We start from the raw sequence: 14,393 nt of genomic DNA on the forward strand, positions 1-14,393 counted from the left end.
ACAAAAGTATACCACACTGCAACCTCCTGCTCGCTCTGCCCTCCCCGCAGCCGAAGGGGACGTTTCCGCCCAACGATGAGCCGGCGCAGGCCTTCAGGCGAGAGCGAGGCCAGGCTGCAGATCACAGGGTCGGCCGGAGCGGGATGGGCGCCCCCGGGAGATGGCCAGGGTGACCATACCGGCCCGCCAGGCTCAGTACCGCCCGACCTCGCGGACGTACCTGCCCAGCAGCCGGTTGCCCACCGTCCGCCACAGCCGGTCGGTGAGGAAGCCCAGCAGGCCCAGCAGGACGATCCCCGCAAACATCCAGTCGATGCGGAAGAACAGCCGCGAAGTCCAGATCAGGTTGCCCAACCCCGTGTGTGCGGCCAGCATCTCCGCGGCTATGATTACCAGGAAGGACGAGGCCATGGCCAGGCGCATGCCCACGTAGATGTACGGGACGGCGGCCGGAATGGTCACATGGATGAACGTCTGCCAGCCCGTGGCTCCCAGGCTGCGGGCGGCGTAGAGCTTCTCCTCCTCCACCGCCCCCACCCCGGTGGCTGTATTGATCATGACGATGAAGCCGGTGGCGTAGATGATGAGGAGGATGCGCGAGAGCTCTCCCACGCCGAACCAGACCATGAACAGGGTGATCAGGGCGATGGCCGGGATGAAGCGGAAGAAGTGCAGGAAGGGGTCAACGATGCTCTTGGCCACCCGGGAGGTTCCCACCACCAGCCCGACGGGAATGGCGATGAGACTTCCCAGCAGCCAGCCGGTGAACACGCGCGCCAGGCTCGCGCCCACCGCGGGCAGGAGGGTACCCCGCCGGGCGAGCTCTACGGCGCCCGCCAGGATCTTCGGTGGGGCGGGCAGGAAGAAGGGATCGATGAGTGTAGTCGAGGCCCAGTGCCACAGTGCGACGAACGCCACCACCGCCAGGGCGGAGATCAGCCCATGGCTCCGCGCGACCACGCCGCCATAACCTCCTCCTCTATGTCTCGCTCGATCTGCCGGTAAAGGGCGGCGAATTCGCCCCCCGTCTCGTCCCGCGGATAGGGGAGGTTCACCTCGTAGATGACCTTAATGCGGGCCGAGGGGCCGGCTGTCATCACGGCCACACGCTGGCCAAGGAGCAGCGCCTCCCGGATGTCGTGAGTGACATAGACGATGGTCTTGCCCACCTCGCGCCAGATGCGTACGATCTCCCGCTGCATGATCTTGCGAGTCTGCGCGTCCAGGGCGGCGAAGGGCTCGTCCATCAGGAGGACGGCCGGATCCACGGCCAGGGCCCGCGCGATCTGCACCCGCTGCTTCATCCCCCCGGAGAGCTCGCGCGGGTACTTCTGCTCATGCCCGGTCAGGCCCACGGTGGCTATGAGGCGCCGGGCATGCGCCCGCCGCTCCGGCAGCGACCGGCCGGACATGCGCAGACCGAACTCCACGTTCTCCTGCACAGTGAGCCAGTCGAACAGCGGAGCGTCCACAGACTGGAAGACCATCCCCCGGTCCCGGCCGGGAGTGCGCACGGGAACGCCCGACGAGAGGATCTCTCCACTTGTGGGGGTGAAGAACCCGGCGATCAGCCGCAGCAGCGTGGACTTTCCGCAGCCACTGGGGCCCAGGAGGATGAAGATCTCGCCCCGACGGATGACCAGGGAGATGCGCTCCAGAACGCGCTCCTCGCGGCCGCGGGCCCGGAAGGTCATGGACAGATCCTGGAGGGTGAGTGCTGCGTCAGGGGAGACCGTGCTCACACTGGCTCTAGGATGTCCGAGAGCACCGTCCCCTGCGCGTCGCGGGGCGCAGGCACGCCCAGCAGGTGCGCAATGGTCGGAGCGAGGTCGATCAGCCGGATGGGGGTAGACCGGCGGTGCCCCGCGCGCACGCCAGGCCCCGCCAGGACGGTCATGGCGCTGTTGGTGAAGGCGTCCAGCCTCGCCGTGGGCAGATATGGCGTGTGATGCCCCACCACCTCCAGCGACGGCGTCACCAGCGGCTGCGGCATGCGCTCCGGGCTGATGGCGTGAAAGCGGAGGGACTCCAGCGTGCCGTCCCAGGTGGTGTACCCTGGGCGAAGGAAGAACACCACGTCGCCGATGCGCTCCTGGGCCCCGCCCGCCAGCCCCAGTTCCTCCCTCCGTGCCACCAGTTCCAGCGGGCATTCTCCCGTCTCGGGATCGCGGATGGCCAGCAGCGCCTGGACGGCGGCCTCCCGTACCTGCTCATAGCGATTCGGCGGCACGGTCCCATCCGGTTCGCGGCCCTGGAGGTTCACCCAGATGTGCTGCGGATCCAGATACGGCACCACCCTGGTCTGCGCCGGGTCCAGGAGGTAGCGGCCGGTGGAGGCATCCCAGCGGAACGCCATCAGCCCCGCCTGGAGCAGCGCGCGGGTGATGGCCACATACTTCCAGCATGGCAGGGCGGCGTGGTCGGAGGTAACCACCACCAGCGTCCCCTGGTCGTCCATGGCCTCAACGACGCCTCCGATGAGCTCATCGACCACCGCGTAGGACTCCGCGTAGAGTTCCCAGGCCTCTGCCGTGCGCCGGGCCGTGGTCGCCGGCAACCGATCGGACAGATACCCCAGATACGTGTGATTCAGAGCGTCCAGGTAGTGATAGTGCAGGATCAGTGCCTCGGACTCGTGCGCGACGCGCAGGTGAGCAGCCAGCCTGACCATCCACTCGGCCTGCATGCGGGCGTGCTCCAGCATCAGGGATGGCGAGATGTTCACCGGCCCATACGGCCGCACGTTGAGATCCACCGGGACATAGGGGCACTCGAGCCCCTCCAGGTAGGGACCGACCTGCCGCACGATCTCAGCCTCCAGACCCGGGGGATATGCCCAGCCCTCCACCTTGAAGATGTCGGTAACGTAGATCTCCGCCTGATGCCCGTCCGGAGAGAGGTGTACCAGCTTCAGCCTGAAGACCCCCCGCGTCTCGCCCACTTTCTGCTCGATCCAGGGAGACCACTGCCCGCACTGCACCACGGCCAGCGGGCGGTCCGAGTCTCGCTCCGCCAGAATCAGCCGGTCATAGCCGGCCCCGTGGGAGTCCACCAGGAGGAATGGCAGCCGGACTGGGGCGGACACAGCCCCCAGCTCAAGCTGGCCCTGGAGAGGCGGCCGGGTACCACCTGCCGGGACGCCGCTCCACGCCCTTGCTGGCTGCAGGGCCAGGGGTTTCCAGGCTATCTGCAGCGCCGGGAGGTCGGAGGCGGTCACCGCGGGGTACCCGGTGGCATACACTACCGGCTTGGCGACGCGCCACAGATCGCCACCCGGGGTGAGGCCTCCGATGACCGCCCCCTGTCGCAGCGTGGACGGCCAGCCGGTGGGATAGTTGACGACGGCCACGCGCCGGCCTGCCGCCTCCAGCGTGTTCCAGAAGAACTCAGCCTTGCTGAACGACGACCGCTTGTTGCGGGAGGGATCGTTCTGCCCCTGCTGGATGGGCTCGCCTGCGATGTGCGCCGTGAAGCTGTAAATCCCGTGGGTGGATGGCTCCGCGCCTGTCATGATGGTCGTCCAGTTGGTAGGGGTGTCTACGGGGATCGAGGGCAGGGCCTCGGTGAGCACCCCCCTGGCGGCTAGGCTGCTCAGGTGAGGCATCCGGCCGACGCGCATGAAGCGCTCGGCCAGCGACAGCATGCCCCCGTCGATCCCGACCACCACCAGGCGATGGGCACCAGCCGAAGGCATCACGCGCCTCGCGCCCCTACCGGATCTGCACCCGGTCCGGTGCTGCCTCCTGCAGCGGCCGGGTGACGAAGAAGTCCGGGACGGAAATACGGGTGCGGAGCATGTTGTTCTCCAGCATGAACCCCAGGAGCTCGCTGAGGGCGTTGATGTGCTTGCGCTGCAGGGAGACAGTCGAATTCTGCTTGCGCAGCTCGGTGAGCACGCGATCTTCTGGCGCGTTGTTGCGCTTGGAGATGATCCTGGCTGCCGCCGGGAGGTTCTTATTCAGCCAGTCGGTCGCCTCCACCAGCGCCTTGAGCGTGGCCACCACAGCCTCCCGCTTCCCGGCCAGGTACTGCGCCCCCACCACCATGTATCCGTAGGACCGGTGCTGGGCGGCGCTGTCGTCGGTGAGGATCCTCACGCCTTCGATCTGCTGCGCCTCGTCGGTCCCGGGGCCCCAGACCCAGGCGGCGTCGATGCTGCCGCGTCGCAAGGCGGCCACGATCTCAAAGAGGCTGGGCAGAGGCACGAGCTGCACCTCCGCGGGGTTGACCCCGCCGACCTGCAGGTACCGGATGGTGACAAAGTGCTGCAGTGTACCCTGGGCGATGCCCAGCCGCTTGCCGCGCATGTCCGCCGCCCCGCCGATCCCTCGGCGGACGGCCAGCTTGTGGAAGCCGGGTTCGGGCTCGATCACCGCAGCGATCACCCGGAGCTGGCCGGTCTGCAGGCGCAGCAGCAGCGGAAAGTCCAGGGCAAAACCGACGTCCGTACGCCCGGCCAGCACACCGTCGATGGTGTCGATACCGAAGGAGAAGGGCTGGATCACGGGCCTGATCCCCACCTTCTGGAAGATGCGCAACTCGTCGGCGATGTACACTGGCGAGCCCAGGATAAAGGAGTCGACCCCAAAACGGACGGTCAGGGCCACCTGAGCGGCGGCCGGCGTCGGGCTGTTCAACGGGATGAACAGCAGCGCTGCCAGGAGCAGCATCAGGCTTCCTCGGGTGATTGCGTACGCCTTCATTGCTCTCCCCTCCCTCCAGTTGACACTCCCGGACTGCTGACGTGGGACCGCGGCCTAGCGGACCTTTCGAATCGCCCGATACGTCACCACTCCCGGCCTGTGATATCCAAGTGAGTAGGTCACAGGAACGTTCCCCGCCGTGAACGCCGTCTGCTGGATGCGCAAAACCCCTGTACCGGGCCTGACCCGTAGGTGACGCGCGCAGGCGGGGTCGGCATCCACCACATCAATGGCGGCCACCGCGTACTCCATCGGTCGACGCAGTTGCTTGCGGAAGAACTGCAGCATGTCGCCGGTGAACTCCACCCACAGGTCGCGCCGTGGAACGAGACCTGTGGGGATGAAATCCGTCACCCACACCGCGGGGCGGCCGCTGGCCAGGTAAAGCCGCTGGACGAGGTACACGGCGCTGGAGGGCTCCAGCTTCAGTGACTCCGCCACCTGATCCGAGGCCTCCACCTCGGTGATCCGCAGGCCGGTCATCGAAGGCTGAAAGGCGTTCGCGGCGATCACCTCGGGGATGCTGATGAGCTCATCGAGGCGGGCGCTGATGTTGAAAGGGAGGTGGTTGACGAAGTTCCCCGCCCCATGCCGGCGGGTGACGATACCGTCAATCTGCAGCAGGGCGAGGGCTTCGCGCACCGTGGGCCGGCTCACCCCCAGGGTCTCCGCCAGCACATCTTCAGGAGGCAGCTGGCTGCCGGGACGGAACCTGCCGGCTCCGATCATGGCGAGGATCTGACGCCGCGCCTGCAGGTAGAGGGGGGACTTATCCTTGCGGATCCTGGGGTCGCCCAGGCGGGAAGACGTCATACGTCTTACCTCATTCCGGGCGGACCCACGGAATCCCTCCTTGAGGCGGGCAACAGGATGCCGGCGGCCATCCACGGAAGCGGCGCAGGGGCTTCTGGGGGGCGGTAGGTCAGTCCTCCTCCCGCAGGTCGCGCAACACTTTCTCCCGCGAGATCTCCATCCCGTGCTCGCGGCGCATGTGCTCCTGCACCTTGCGCACCAGCTCCTCCTCCGTGTCGGCCTCGACCCGGTGCCCCAGCGCGCACGACCACCGCTTCCCCATCTGCTCCACCCCCCTCCGGAACGACCGCATTATCCGCAGGTTCGCCGGGGCAGGAGGCCCACCCTGCGGGGCACGGGGAAGCACAGTAAACGACACCCCGGTTCCAGAAGTCAAATGGGTAGAGGCTTCTGCCTCAACCTGCAGAGGTGGAAGAGCGATGCCCCGGTTTGGCGCTTGCGCGGGACTGCTGCTGGCATTGGTCATGGCGCTGGCGTTCCCCGCACCTTCCGACCCGCGTGGCCGCAGCGCTCCGTCCACCAGGCCCAACATCGTCTTCATCCTCACCGACGACGAGGACGTCCGCATCCATGCCTTCATGCCCAAGACCAAAGCGCTGCTGCAGGACCGCGGGACCACCTTCGTCAACTTCTTCGTGACCTACGCGCTGTGCTGTCCTTCCCGGGCCAGCATCCTCCGCGGGCAGTACCCGCACAATACGCGCATCGAAGCCAACGAGCCGCCGCTGGGCGGGTTTGCCAAGTTCGTTGCGCTGGGGCAGGAGCACTTCACCCTAGCCACCTGGCTGCATGATGCCGGCTACCACACGGTCTTTGCCGGCAAGTACCTGAATGGATACGGCGACCGCAGCACCGATCCCGCCCATGTCCCGCCTGGATGGACCGAGTGGTATGCCGGGATCGGCGGCCGGCCCTATCAGAACTTCAACTACCAGATGAACGAGAACGGGACGATCGTCAGCTACGGGGTACGGCCGGAGGACTATCTGACAGATGTGATCGCACGCAAGGGCATAGCGGGCATCCGGCGAGCCGTAGAGGCCGGCCGACCGTTCCTTCTCTACCTGGCCCCTTACACGCCGCACGCCCCGGCCACGCCTGCGCCGCGCCATAGCGCGCTCTTTCAGGACGCTGGCCTTCCCCACCCGCCGGCATTCAACGAGGAAGACCTCAGCGACAAGCCAGCCCCGCGCTCCCGGCCGATGCTGACCGAGCGGCAAATCTCTGAGATGGAATCCTTCTACCGGAAGCGCCTGCAGTCGCTGCAGGCCATCGACGACCTGGTGGAAGCCGTAGTACGGACGCTCCAGGAGGTCGGCCAGCTGGAGAATACCTACATCGTCTACACCTCGGACAACGGCTTCCACATGGGAGAACACCGTCTCCTACCCGGCAAGGCCACGGCATACGAAGAAGACATTCGCGTGCCCTTCATCGTCCGCGGGCCGGGCGTGCCGGCGGGGGCACGCCGCGAGCAGATGGTGCTGAATACCGACATCGCCCCCACCTTTGCGGAGATGGCCGGCCTGCGGGTACCGCCGTTTGTGGACGGACGCTCCTTCCTCCCACTGCTGCGGGCGGATCGCGCCGTGCCCTGGCGGCAGAACTTCATCGTCGAGCTGCGGACCGCCCGGGGGCTCGTTGTCGGCGAGCCAGGGGACGGACCGGCGCCGCAGCCGCGGTCCGGGTACAACGCTCTCCGCACCGCGGAGTGGACCTACATCCAGTGGGCCACCGGGGAACGGGAGCTTTACAACCTGCGGGACGACCCCTTCCAGCTGCAGAACCTCATGCCCACAGCCAACCGGGCACTGATTCGTGCCCTCGCCGCCAGGCTCTCGGAGCTTGCCCAGTGCAGTGCCCTGGGGTGCCGTCGGGCAGAAGACGCCCCGCTGCACCTGCCCTAGCACATTCTGCGGTACCTGAGCGTTGCGGGTCTCAGCGGTACAGCCAGCGGTAGATACCGTACGACTCCAGCACCCGGCGCACGTATGCGCGTGTCTCCGCGTACGGGATGCGCTCGATAAACTCCTCCGGGGCGGACAGCGGGAGGCGGGCAAAGTGCCGCGCGGCGCTGGCCCCAGCATTGTACGCGGCCAGCGCCAGCACCACGTCTCCCCTAAATACTTGCAGCAGCCCGCCGAGGTGAGCCGCACCCAGGCGGATATTTGTGGAGGGATCTACTAGCTGCACCGACCCTCCGCCTGCGGCCATCCCCCGCGCGGTTGCCGGCACAAGTTGCATCAAGCCCACCGCACCGGCCGGGGAGACGGCCAGCGGGTCGAACCGGCTCTCCTCTCGGATCACCGCCAGCACCAGGTACGGATCGAGGCGCGCCGCTTGGGCCGCCGCGGAGACGACCTCCCAGTACGTCCGCGGGTAGGCCAGCATCCACAGTCCGGTATCCTCCGGCGTGCCTCCGCTCCACGCGGCGGCGATTGCCTCTACCGCTGTGATCACCGAAGCGTGGGTGTTCCCGGCGAGGGCGTGGTAGAGGGCTGCCGCACGCAGGAGACCGGAATCGCGCGTAGACCGGAAAAGGTCCTCGGCCTCAGCGGCCGCTTCCAGGACAAACCCCAGGGCGCCGAGTTCCTCGTGCGCAGGACGGAAGCGGTTTCTGCTGAGAGCCGGAGGGGGAGGCGGAACAATCTGCGGCAGGTTCCAGCCCAGCTGCTCCCGCGCCCGCTGACCGTAGTATGTCAGAGGGTAGCGCGCGGCCACCTCTTGCAGCAACGCGCGCCCTTCCCTGCCCTGCCGCTGCCGCGCGCGGGCCGCCCAGTAGAGGTTTGCCGCTGCGCGGGCCGACCTGGGGAATTCGCGGCCCCATCGAGAGAACATCGACTCCGCCTCCGCGAAGCGCCCCCGCCGGTAACGCAGCCACGCCCGGCGCCAGCGCGCCTCGTCTCCCCAGGAAGTCTCAGGGAAGGCAGCCGCCAGGCACTGCAGTACGGCATCAGCTTCGGCCCAGGCTCCCCGCGCCTCGAGGAGATATGCCAGGGCCAGCAGCGACCGCGCCGCCCACGGGTCCCCCGGGTGCTCACGGCTCACCCGCCGCCAGGCCGCCTCCGCCTCTCCCGGGCGCCCTGCCCGGGCCAGCGCGCGGCCCTCCCAGTAGCGTGCGCGTGCGGCCCACGCGGGATCGCGGCCCGCCTGACGAAATGCATGGGCAGCAACCTGCGATCGCGTCTTTTCCAGGCGCAGTCGCGCCAGTCCCAGGTGGTACCACGCCTCTGGAGCAATTTGCGGCGGTGGGACCGCGTGAAGCATCCTGACCAGCTCATTCTCGGCCTCCCCCGCCAGGCCGCGTGCGAGGAGCCGCTTTGCCCTGGCCAGACTGGCCTCCGGCGGAGGTAAGGGGAGACGACCGCCGTACAGGTCGCGTAGCCGACGTGCGGCGTCCTCCTCAAGGGGATTGCCCGGGATCCCCCACCACACCATCCCCAGGGCTAAGCGTGCCCGGCTCCGGGCTCCCGTCGCCTGCGCAGCTGCTCCCCGCAGCCACCAGAGCTGCGCCGCAATCCCATCATCCAGATCCTCAGCGGAGATGGCTTCAAGCACTCGCTCCGCTTCAGCCGGACGGTTGGACCGGAGCAATGCTTGAGCGTAGAGGAACCGGGCGCGGCGGGCCAGGGGACCCGAAAGCGGCTGTACCAGCAGCCGGGCCAGGCGCGCGGCGGCCTCAGGCGCCTGCGAGGGCAAGAGTGCCTCCGCCGCCGCAAGGCGCGCGTACGCGGCCAGTGAGGGATACCGTGGAGCCACGGCATCGAACACGGTTTGCGCCTCGGCGGACCGCCCCATCGCCATCAGGCAGTGCCCCAGGAGGTAGCCGGCCCGCGCGCCTAAAGGGGTGTGTTGCCCGCTCAGCATCCGTAGCGCGGTGAGATGCTCCCGGCACCGCCCGGCGCGCGTGGCCTCCACCGCCGCCGCCAGCTCGGGTGGAGGGTTGACCGTCGCGGGGACAGAGGAACCGGCCTCCGCGGAACCCGGGCCCACCAGGGCCGCGATGAGCACCGCCGCGAGCCACGTACGTCCGTGCGGTCGGGGTGGGGATAACCGCTGCCAGCCGGCCCTCCCCACCCGCGTCTCCTCAGGCTTCCTGCCCGGGTGGTCGGTACACCACCCTCTTCATGGTGGCCTCGTCGATCTCCTCCGGGGTCAGCAGCGGCGTGGTGGTGAAGCGGAAGGCTCCACGCGCGCTGATGGCCAACGAGACCGCGGCGATGCTGGCGTTGTCCGGGACGTCGGCGATGCCGATGACGTCGTTGGTGCCAAAGGCGAAGTAGTACGCCTCGAGCTTGCCGCCTACACTCTCGATCACCTGCCGCGCGGCATCTCGTCTGCGGGTCCCCCCTTCCTTGAGGAGCCCCTGCACGCCCTCAACAGTGTAGGATCCCTGAAACAGGTACTTGGGCACTTCGCTCACCCCCTAAGTGACGGTCTGGCAGACCCGGGGCCGCCGGCCCGGAGGGCGACGGACGGTGTGGCGCAGGGGGGACGTGGACGGGACGGCCGGCCCGGGCCTCCCGGAGGAAGAATTCCACCACCAGGTAGCCCCGGCCTGCCTACGGTTTCTTCAAGGGAATGCAGCAGATGAACTTCAGCGGCTCCTGCCCGGTGTTGCGGATCTGGTGCCGCTCGTAGGGGGCGACCCACATCACCGTGCCCGGGGTCAGCGGGGCCTCCCCTTCGTCGCCCACCATCACACCCTGACCCTCCAGCAGGTACATCTCCTGCTCGTACCAGTGGTCATGCAGCGGCGTGGCGGCTCCGGGGGCCACCTCGAAGACGCGCATGGAGAAGTTCTCGGCACCGCGCTTCGGGTCGATCACCCAGCGGATCTTCACGCCTGGCATCGACTCGGGCTCTTCGGCGGGAACATCTTCAGGACGAAAGATCTCCATGCCGTTCCTCCTTTCCGGGATGGAATTGGCCGGCCGGCCTGTCAACTCCTGGCGCGGTCCCGGATAGTCCCAAACCGGACGTCCCGGTTGGCGCAAGTGCTCTCCACGTACTGGAGCCGCATGAGTTCGTGGTGTACACAGGAAGGGCACGTCAGGCACCGGACTTGAAGCCACCTTTCCAAGGTCGATACTAGTGCTTGAGGGGAGGCTCATGCCCACGGTGCCGGCGCAGTTCTTTCTGCATTCGGCCCAGTTCCGTGCAGCCTACCTGGGACTGGGCATTGCCGAGCTGCGGCGGCGTGCGGAGGAGGCGCTCGAGCTGCTGCGCTCCTGCGTGGTCTGCCCCCGCGACTGCCGGGTCAATCGGCTGGAAGACCGCTACGCCGTCTGCAAGACCGGGCGCCACGCCCGGGTGAGCAGCTTCTTCCCCCACCTGGGGGAGGAGGACTGCCTGCGCGGCTGGCGGGGCAGCGGCACCATCTTCTTTGCCTGGTGCAACCTGAAGTGTGCCTTCTGCCAGAACTTCGACATAAGCCACCTGGGGCAGGGGCGGGTGATCTCCCCCGGTGACCTGGCCCGGATGATGGTCTTCCTCCAGGAGCAGGGCTGCCACAACATCAATTTCGTCACCCCCGAGCACGTGGTCCCGCAGATCCTGGAGGCGCTGCCGCAGGCTGTGGAGCAGGGGCTGCACCTGCCCATCGTCTACAACACCAGCGCCTACGACTCGCTGCACTCCCTGCGTCTGCTGGACGGCATCGTGGACATCTACATGCCGGACTTCAAGTTCTGGGACCGGGAGATGAGCCGGCTCTACCTCAAGGCGCCCGACTACCCCGAAGTGGCACGGCGCGTGATCACAGAGATGCACCGCCAGGTGGGGCCGCTGAAGCTCGACGAGCGCGGGCTGGCCCGCCGCGGAGTGCTGCTGCGCCACCTGGTGATGCCCGGGGGTGTAGCCGGCAGCGGGGAGATCTTCCGCTGGATTGCCCGCGAGGTATCCGTTCACACCTACGTGAACATCATGGATCAGTACTACCCCGCAGGACGGGTGGGGGTTGATCGACGGTACGACACCATCAACCGGCGGATCCTGCCGGAGGAGTATGCCGCCGCCGTGCAGGCCGCGCGGGAGGCGGGATTGTACCGCCTGGATGCCCGCCTGCCGCGCCATCCGCGCCTGGCCTGGATCCCGGCCTGAGGCTGCTGTGCTGCCCTAGAGAACGGGCAGGCGACCGCGGCGGATCCGCGGGGGCGGGAAGGCCCGGGAAATGCGGGCTATCTCATCGTCGCTGAGGCGAAGGTCACCCGCGCCGGCGTTTTCCTCCACGTGCTCCCGCCGCGCGGCCTTGGGGATGGTAAAGACCGAGGGGCGGTGCACCAGGAAGGCCAGCGCCACCTGCCGCGGCGTGGCCCCGTGCGCCCGGGCCACCGCCTCCAGGACCGGGTGGGAGCGGAAGCGCCCCTGCCCGAAAGGACTGTAGGCGACCACGGCCACCTGGTGGCGCTCGCAGGCGGGCAGGATGAAGTGCTCAATGCCCCGCTCACCCAGCCAGTAGTAGACCTGGTTGCAGGCCACGCGCCGCGGGCCAGCCAGGCGCACCGCCTCCGCCAGCTCGTCCTCATTGAAGTTTGAAACACCCCAGGCGCGGATCTTCCCCTGGCGCACCAGCTCCTCGAAGGCGGCGATGGTCTCGGCGAGCGGGTGCTCGCTGGGCCAGTGCAGCAGGTAGCAGTCCAGGTAGTCGGTGCGCAGCCGCCTCAGGCTTCGCTCGCAGGCGGCCACAGTCCCCTGACGTGAGGCGTTCTCCGGCAGCACCTTTGAAACCAGGAAGACCTCGGAGCGCCGCCCGGCGACGGCCTCGCCGACGATCTCCTCAACGCGGCCGTTGGCGTAGGACTCCGCAGTGTCGATGTGCGTCATGCCCAGGTCGAGTCCCCGCCGCAGCGCGGCCACCGCCGCCCGGGGGTCCTGCTCCATCCGCCAGGTCCCCTGGCCGATAACCGGGACCGAAACGCCAGTCCAGCCGAAGGCACGCCGGTTCACGCTCTTTCCATTTCCCCACGGCCAGGCATTCTCCCGCTGCGAGCACCGTGCCACCGCGGCTCGGTCCCGGTCCCGGCCAAGCACACCCCGGTCTCCCGCCGCAGCCGCAGACCGCGCTGTGCTAAAATCCTTCAGGGTACCCTGTCGCGGGCCCGTAGCTCAGTGGATAGAGCAGGGGACTCCTAAGCCTCTGGTCGGGGGTTCGATTCCCTCCGGGCCCGCCACCTTGCATCTAGTGCGGGACTTCACAATTTCACCCCCTTTCGATGTCACACGATCTCGTGATCACCGCCACCCCACCATCCCTGATCAACCTTTCAAGTCTCTTCCTCGGCGAGCAGACCAGTTCGATGGCAAGACTCGGTGGGGAACTGCCAATCAGCAAACGCGCTATCATAGCAGTACTGTGTACGAGCACCACACCGAGCCGCTGCTGCCGCGCCGGAAGTTCCTGCGCCGATTTATTCTGCATGCCCTGGCCGCCACGGGCGTGGTCGTCATCTCGCTGGGCCTGGGGATCATCGGATACCACGTCCTGGCGGGGCTGTCATGGCTCGACGCGCTGCTGAACGCGTCCATGATCCTGACCGGGATGGGCCCCGTGGATGTGCTGCGGACGGGAGAGGGGAAGCTGTTCGCGTCGTTTTACGCACTGTTCTCGGGGATTGTCTTTCTGGTCACAGCAGGCATCCTCGTGGCGCCGGTTGCGCACCGGCTGTTGCACCGGCTGCACCTGGAAGTCGGCCAGGGCGATGACTCGGGCCGCGGAGGCTAGTCCCCCTTGTTGCGGGGCCTGGTCCAGCGGCTGATGGAACAAGAATACTGCGCACACGGAGATCCTGGCACGATGATCCATCCTGGAGTCAATACCAAAGTTCGTTGAGATTCGGGAAGGCGCCGGCATGATCACGCCGCGCTCACCTCCCTCCCCATGGCTTGCTGTAGTGCTCGCCGGAGTTTCGGTAGCGCCCGATACCCGCGCATCCAACGCAGTCGAGGCTCAATATCCAGGAGGGCGGTCGCCCGCCAGCGCTGCTTGTGGTCGCTGGTTTTCCAGTAGTCCACTTTGCCGGTCCGCTGCTCCCCTTGAGCCAAGATGGATTCCAGCATGTTGGTGGTCTTCAGGCTCTGCCCCAGCTCCTCGAAGAGTCCCAGCCGATGCAGCGTGAGCGTCTCCTCCAGCCCTTCGGCCAGGCTCCGCGCCGCGCTGGCATTAATCCCCTGCAGCTCCCGCTGGAGAGCCATCAGTTGCCCCTTAGCCTCCGCATAGATCGGCTGCTCGTACGCCCGTTGCAGTTTGGCGCGCCAGGTTGCCTGCTGGCCCTTGGGCAGATAGGCCACCACGTTCTCTCGCTTATGCCACTGGCACCGCTAAACCTGGGCCGCTGCCCCGCATACCTCCTGCACCGCAGCCCGCAGCCCCTTGCTGCCGTCGATGACCACCAGCAGGCCCTGGTCAGCCCGCAGGCCGCGGGCCACCAGCTCCCGCAGGAAGGCCGCGCAGACCAGACGGTTCTCCGTCGCCGTCTGCACAAACCCCAACACCACTTTCTGGCCGCGGCTGGTGATCCCCAGGGCGATCACCAGCTCATCCGCCTGGAAGGTCTTGCCGTCGATCACCACCGCCACGAGGTCGTATCGCTCCAGGCGGCGCTCCTGCAGCTCGCGCAGCTTCCGGGCGCTGGCCCGGATGAAGCGCCGGGAGACCGACGACGCGCTCAGCCCGAACGCCTCGGGGAGGACTGCCGCACAATCCTGGTAGCGCCGGCAGCTCAGGCCCAGCAGGACCCGCCGCAGCACCCCCTCGTCCAGCTGGCGAGGCTGCTGCAGGCCCAGGTAGGTCGCCAGCGGGACGTCCGCCCTCGGCCCTGGTCCCGCACCCGCCTAGCACACACTCAGCCAAGAAATCTGCGGTCGCACGCATGAAAT

General features: G+C 67.6%; 13 protein-coding genes, 1 tRNA gene and 1 pseudogene. 4 read left to right on the forward strand and 11 right to left on the reverse strand.

Translation table 11 applies throughout. From position 1 onward, the window contains the following. Positions 1-192: 192 nt before the first annotated feature. From QN152_02165 to QN152_02190, 6 genes are all read right to left on the reverse strand, one after another. Positions 193-960, reverse strand: coding sequence for an ABC transporter permease (locus QN152_02165; GenBank protein MDR7538325.1), 768 nt, complete (start codon positions 958-960; stop codon positions 193-195). Then, complete coding sequence (locus QN152_02170; GenBank protein MDR7538326.1) at positions 936-1,694, reverse strand: ABC transporter ATP-binding protein; 759 nt, start codon at positions 1,692-1,694, stop codon at positions 936-938. The genes QN152_02165 and QN152_02170 overlap by 25 nt, the downstream gene beginning before the upstream one ends. Positions 1,695-1,738: 44 nt before the next feature. Continuing rightward, entirely contained in the window at positions 1,739-3,694 is a 1,956-nt protein-coding gene (locus QN152_02175) for an alkaline phosphatase family protein (protein ID MDR7538327.1), read from the reverse strand. A gap of 16 nt (positions 3,695-3,710) precedes the next feature. After that, complete coding sequence (locus QN152_02180; protein MDR7538328.1) at positions 3,711-4,703, reverse strand: ABC transporter substrate-binding protein; 993 nt, start codon at positions 4,701-4,703, stop codon at positions 3,711-3,713. A 54-nt stretch (positions 4,704-4,757) separates the two neighbouring features. Then, positions 4,758-5,516, reverse strand: coding sequence for a GntR family transcriptional regulator (locus QN152_02185; protein ID MDR7538329.1), 759 nt, complete (start codon positions 5,514-5,516; stop codon positions 4,758-4,760). A gap of 109 nt (positions 5,517-5,625) precedes the next feature. Next, positions 5,626-5,778 carry a DUF1059 domain-containing protein gene (locus QN152_02190; protein ID MDR7538330.1) on the reverse strand — a complete coding sequence of 51 codons (153 nt, stop codon included), beginning with the start codon at positions 5,776-5,778 and terminating at the stop codon, positions 5,626-5,628. Between the two features lie 157 nt (positions 5,779-5,935). On the opposite strand from QN152_02190, the gene QN152_02195 reads away from it, so the two are divergent. Next, positions 5,936-7,423, forward strand: a complete 1,488-nt coding sequence (locus QN152_02195; protein MDR7538331.1) for a sulfatase — start codon at positions 5,936-5,938, stop codon at positions 7,421-7,423. Between the two features lie 31 nt (positions 7,424-7,454). Here QN152_02195 and QN152_02200 read toward each other — a convergent pair whose 3' ends face one another. From QN152_02200 to QN152_02210, 3 genes are all read right to left on the reverse strand, one after another. Then, complete coding sequence (locus QN152_02200) at positions 7,455-9,593, reverse strand: transglycosylase SLT domain-containing protein (GenBank protein ID MDR7538332.1); 2,139 nt, start codon at positions 9,591-9,593, stop codon at positions 7,455-7,457. Positions 9,594-9,603: 10 nt separating this feature from the next. Next, positions 9,604-9,930: a GYD domain-containing protein gene (locus QN152_02205; protein ID MDR7538333.1), complete on the reverse strand. Its 327-nt coding sequence runs from the start codon at positions 9,928-9,930 to the stop codon at positions 9,604-9,606. A 148-nt stretch (positions 9,931-10,078) separates the two neighbouring features. After that, entirely contained in the window at positions 10,079-10,417 is a 339-nt protein-coding gene (locus QN152_02210; protein MDR7538334.1) for a cupin domain-containing protein, read from the reverse strand. 211 nt (positions 10,418-10,628) lie between these two features. On the opposite strand from QN152_02210, the gene QN152_02215 reads away from it, so the two are divergent. After that, positions 10,629-11,618 carry a radical SAM protein gene (locus tag QN152_02215; protein MDR7538335.1) on the forward strand — a complete coding sequence of 330 codons (990 nt, stop codon included), beginning with the start codon at positions 10,629-10,631 and terminating at the stop codon, positions 11,616-11,618. 15 nt (positions 11,619-11,633) lie between these two features. Here QN152_02215 and QN152_02220 read toward each other — a convergent pair whose 3' ends face one another. Further along, the gene (locus QN152_02220; GenBank protein MDR7538336.1) at positions 11,634-12,464 is read right to left on the reverse strand and encodes an aldo/keto reductase; all 831 of its coding nucleotides are present in this window, start codon (positions 12,462-12,464) and stop codon (positions 11,634-11,636) included. Between the two features lie 148 nt (positions 12,465-12,612). On the opposite strand from QN152_02220, the gene QN152_02225 reads away from it, so the two are divergent. Both QN152_02225 and QN152_02230 read left to right on the forward strand, forming a co-directional pair. Continuing rightward, positions 12,613-12,688, forward strand: a tRNA-Arg gene (locus tag QN152_02225). A gap of 182 nt (positions 12,689-12,870) precedes the next feature. Then, the gene (locus QN152_02230; GenBank protein ID MDR7538337.1) at positions 12,871-13,239 is read left to right on the forward strand and encodes a hypothetical protein; all 369 of its coding nucleotides are present in this window, start codon (positions 12,871-12,873) and stop codon (positions 13,237-13,239) included. Between the two features lie 131 nt (positions 13,240-13,370). On the opposite strand, the pseudogene QN152_02235 reads toward QN152_02230, so the two are convergent. Continuing rightward, positions 13,371-14,312 (reverse strand): annotated as a pseudogene (locus tag QN152_02235) (transposase). Positions 14,313-14,393 lie beyond the last annotated feature (81 nt).

It is taken from the genome of Armatimonadota bacterium (genome assembly GCA_031459715.1).
GTDB classification, from domain to species: domain Bacteria; phylum Sysuimicrobiota; class Sysuimicrobiia; order Sysuimicrobiales; family Humicultoraceae; genus Humicultor; species Humicultor tengchongensis.